The following is a 4,352-nucleotide window of genomic DNA, read 5'->3' as shown; positions in this document are numbered from 1 at the left end:
GAGTAGACCGCCAGGCGGGTCAAACCGGTAGGTACGACCAAGGGCAGACAGCGCTCCACGAAATCCAGCGCCCGCTCGAAATCACCGGCGCACGCAGCTGCCCCGGCGGCATTGGCCAGGCACGAGTACGCCATATCCGGCCGCCCGGCCCGCCCGGCGGCATGCGCGGCGGCGATCAACGGGCCGTAACTCTCGGTGAAGCGGCCCACCCGCAAAAGCACATGGGCCCGCGCGAAACTGATGTCGTGCGCGAGCAATTCGGGCAGGGTACGGCCGTGCACGAGCCGATCCACCTCGCGCAGCAAGGCCGTCGCCACCTCCGGATCCCCGGCGACCGCCTCCGCCCAGGACATTCCGGCCAGCGCCTCGGCCCGGATCCAGGGATCCGGTTCCGGCACCCGCTCGAGGACATCCAGCGCGGCCCGATAGGACCGCCGCGCCTCCCGCGGATGACACACCCCGCCCCGCAACCACCGCCCCCGCCGCAACCACGCATCCACCAGCGCGTCGGCATCGGCAGTCGCGATCAACGCCAATGCACTGCTGAACGCGGCATCGGAGGCGTCCAGTAGCCCCCGCCACGCCTCGATCTCCGCGAGTTCGAGCATCGGACCGGCGTTCTCCGGATCCAATTCGACCGCCTGCCGCAGATATTCGGCCGCCTCGGTCATGGCCGCCACCGCCCGCGCCGCCGCTGCGGCCTGCCGCAACTCGGCGGCCGCGCGGCTCCGGTGCCCGGCCAGGCGCAGGTGCCGGGCCAGTTCGACGGCGCGGCGGCGACCGCTGGCCGTGCCGTGCTCACGCAGGCTCGTGGCCAGCGCGTCGTGCAGCCGCACCCGCCGCAGCGCAGGAATCTCGTCGTAGACCGCTTGCCGCAGTGATTCGTGCCGATACCCGATCGCGTCCTCGCGCACCCGAAGCAGTCCCGCGCCAAGCGCTTCCGTGGCGGCGACGGCCGGATCGGGCAGCAGCGGCAGCGCCGTGACCTCCGCTCGATTCAGATCGCGGCCGGTGGCGGCAACCAACTCCAGCAACAGTCGACCGGCCTCGCTCAGCCGCGCCATGGCCGACGCGGTCGCCACCCGCAACCCGTCCGCCGGATCACCAGCACCGAGCTCGACGTGCCGAGCGGTCTCGATCGCCAGCAGGGGATTACCGTCGGCCGCCGCCAGAATGCGATCCTCCACCGGCCCGGGCAGTCGCGCGGCTTGGCGCACGATCAGCCGAATCGACTGTGCGGGCAAGGGTTTCAGCGAAACTTCCAACCGCAGCGCCCCCTTGGCGCGCAACGCACCCAGCACCGCATCCACTCGCGGCCGCGGCGGTAATCCCCGCCGCGTCAGGATCAACAGCACCGGCACCCGCGAAAGCCGCCGCCCCACATACCGAAGCAGCTCGAGGCTGGACGGATCAGCCGCCTGCAAATCCTCCAGCGCCAGCGCGAGCGGCCGGCGCGCAGCCAGGAACCCGAGCAGCTCGACAACCGACTCGAACAGCCGAATCCGATCATGCTCAACCCCGAGCGCGATGCCCGCCTGCGTCCCACGTGCAGTGACCTGCGCCAAAGGCGTTGGCGCACCGTGGTGGCCGGGCCGGTCAGGTGTACCCGCCGCCGACCGGACGGAGCGATGGTCGACCACGACCGAGGCGATCGCGCGGGATGGCGCGTCCACCTGAGGCGGCGTGTCCACCGACACCCGCGTCGCGGTCAGGCCCAAATGCGCTGCTACCTCCGGGGTTCCCGCCGGTGGCGGTGTCCGACCCGTGTCGCGCGGTTGAGCTGGTGTGGTTGCCGAAGGCGTGGATTCGGCGTCTGGCCCGGGTGCGGAGGGCAGGCCCAAATGCGCTGCTACCTCCGGGGTTCCCGCCGGTGGCGGTGTCCGACCCGTGTCGCGCGGTTGAGCTGGCGTGGTTGCCGAAGGCGTGGGCTCGGCGTCCGGCCTGGGTGCGGAGGGTAGGCCCAAATGCGCTGCTACTCCGGGCAACAGCCGCGCCAGGTCTGCCGCCCACAGTGTGCCCTCGGGCAGCCGGTCGTCCGGCTCGAGCACCTCGGCCAGCAGCTCCGACCACAGTTCGTACGGTGCGCCACCGAGGGCGCCGGGTGCGCCGATCGCTGTGCGGGCTCCGTCGTGGCGGGCGATGGTGAGTAGTTCCTCCGCGAGCCGGGTCTTGCCGATTCCGCCGTCGCCGCTCAGGGCCACCACCATCCCCGCACCGTCGCGCGCCCGCTGCCAGCAGGAGGTCAGTGCCTGCAACTCTGTGCTCCGGCCGTAAAGCGTTGCCGCCATTGCTGTTCCGGCAACATCGACGCTCCGGAACTGGCCACTGCCCGTGGTGCTGCCTACTCCCTCAGGAATGGCCGAGACTGCGGACGCGGCTGCGAATCCCGGCGCGGTCAGGGCGGCCGATCCCGTCGGGAGCCCGCTGAGCGCATTGCCGGGTGCTGCCGGAGCCATCGTGTTGATCAGGGCCAGGGTGGCGGCGGCGGGTTCGACATCCAATTCGGAGCGCAAGGCTTCACGTAAGCGGGTGAATGCGGTCATCGCGGCGGGCAGATCACCGTCGGCCGCGGACAGGCGGATCAGTTCGCGCGTCGCCTCTTCGTCCAACGGGCGCACTGTCGCACGGCGGTGGGCTCGGGCTCGGGCTCGGGTGAGGTCGCCGCCGGATTCGGCCGCCTGCGCGGTGACGGCCAGCAGGGCGGCCAGGCGGTGGGCGTACTCGTCGCGGGAGCGTTGGACCCATTCCTCGTCGTGGTCGGCGAGCAGGTCGCCGCGGCAGAGGCTGATCGCCTGCTCGGCGTGGCCCGCGGCGCGGAGACGATCGAACTCGACGGCGTCGACCCAGACCGCGTCGCGCCGCAGTTCGATGGTGTCGCGGTCGGTCCGGAGCGCCGAGGCATGGGGGCCGAGGGTGTTTCGCAGGGTCCAGATCGCGTTGCGGAGGCTGGCTCGGGCCTTGGCGTCGGGGGCGTCGGGCCAGAATTGGGCGCAGGTTCGGGTGCGAGGGTGGGGGCCGGGGTGCAGGGCGAGCCAGGCCAGCAGGGAACGGATCAGCCGACCGCGCGGGAGCGGCACGGGATCGTTGTCCTGTTCGATCCCGAGTGCACCGAAGACGTGAATCCGCAGCATAACCACCATCCGATGACAGGAACGGTAGTCCTCGCGGGCGGGTCTGTCTCCGCGTTGACGATCAAATGACGGGGCGCTCCGATGCTGGGATCAGTGGCCGCGACGGACGGCCCCCATCCGGAGAGACACGATATGAGCACCATGGAATCCACCGCGCGGTTCGACCTCGCGGCGCTGCGGCGGGGCATCGAGGAGCGTGACGCCGCCCAGCTGATCGACCTGTACGCCGAGGACGCGGAATTGCGGCTGGTCGATCGGCTGCACCCGCCGAGCAATCCGCAGATCCTGCGCGGACGAGATCAGATCGGCGACTACCTCACCGACATCTGCAGCCGCGATATGACCCACCGGGTGCAGCACTTGACCTCCGAGGGCGATCGGGTCGCCTTCACCGAGGACTGCGAATACCCGGGCGGCAGTCGCGTGCTGTGCGCGGCCACTCTCGACATCGCGGACGGGCACATCGTGCGTGAGGTCGGCGTCCAGGTCTGGGACGAGTGAGCACGATGACCGACAACACGATTCAGGGAGCCCGCGCGGAACACCGCGATTTCGCCGCCCCGGACGAGGTGCGCGCCTTCGAGCACGGGCAGATGGAAGTGGTCCACGTGCAGGGTGCCGACATCGGCCGCCTGGTGTTGAAGCCCGGCTGGCGCTGGTCGCAGGACGTCAAACCGATGGCGGGCACCGAATTCTGCGAAGCGCCGCACTTCCAGTACCACGTGGCCGGGACCCTGCACATCCAGATGGCCGACGGCACCGAGTTCGACGCCGTCCCCGGCATGGTCACCGCGCTGCCGTCGGGTCACGACGCCTGGGTGGTCGGCGACGAGGACGTGGTGGTCGTGGACTGGTGGGGTGCGAGCAACTACGCCAAGTGAGCGCGCTCCCGCGGGGTGAGCGCACAGGCGGTGGGTAGGGGCGCAGCCGGTGGGCGGCCGATCCGGAGATCGGCCGCCCACTGAAATCAGTTGTCGGTGAAGGTGATTCGCACGGTGACCGGGTCGCTCTCCAGCACCGCGAACATGCCGCGGGCGAGCGGGGCCAGCAGGGGATGCGGGGCGAAGCTGCGGGTGCGGGCCACCACGTCGTCGTCGGGGAGCAGCACGGCGGTGGCGGTGCGCCAGCACGCGGGCACCCCGGTGCCCTGACAACTCACAGTATGTCCCGAATATCCCTCGGCCCGAGGACATCTCATGTCGAAGCCACTCTCATTCGCCG

The 4,352-nt window shown here is 70.7% G+C and carries 3 protein-coding genes and 1 pseudogene; 2 read left to right on the top strand and 2 right to left on the bottom strand.

From position 1 onward, the window contains the following. The coding region (locus ACWELQ_RS39505) for an AAA family ATPase (RefSeq protein WP_452402121.1) at positions 1 to 3,140 on the bottom strand (3,140 nt) is incomplete at its 3' end. Positions 3,141 to 3,263: 123 nt separating this feature from the next. Between ACWELQ_RS39505 and ACWELQ_RS39500 the strand changes: the two genes are divergently transcribed. Next, positions 3,264 to 3,632 (top strand): nuclear transport factor 2 family protein, encoded by a 369-nt coding sequence (locus ACWELQ_RS39500; protein ID WP_452402120.1) that lies wholly within the window; start codon positions 3,264 to 3,266, stop codon positions 3,630 to 3,632. A 5-nt stretch (positions 3,633 to 3,637) separates the two neighbouring features. After that, complete coding sequence (locus tag ACWELQ_RS39495; protein WP_452402119.1) at positions 3,638 to 4,012, top strand: cupin domain-containing protein; 375 nt, start codon at positions 3,638 to 3,640, stop codon at positions 4,010 to 4,012. An 86-nt stretch (positions 4,013 to 4,098) separates the two neighbouring features. Here the strand turns inward: ACWELQ_RS39495 and ACWELQ_RS39490 are convergent. Further along, a pseudogene (locus tag ACWELQ_RS39490) lies at positions 4,099 to 4,352 on the bottom strand (hypothetical protein); the annotation flags it as partial.

It is taken from the genome of Nocardia sp. NPDC004722, assembly GCF_053601505.1.
This window is presented reverse-complemented; position numbering and strand designations above follow the sequence as displayed.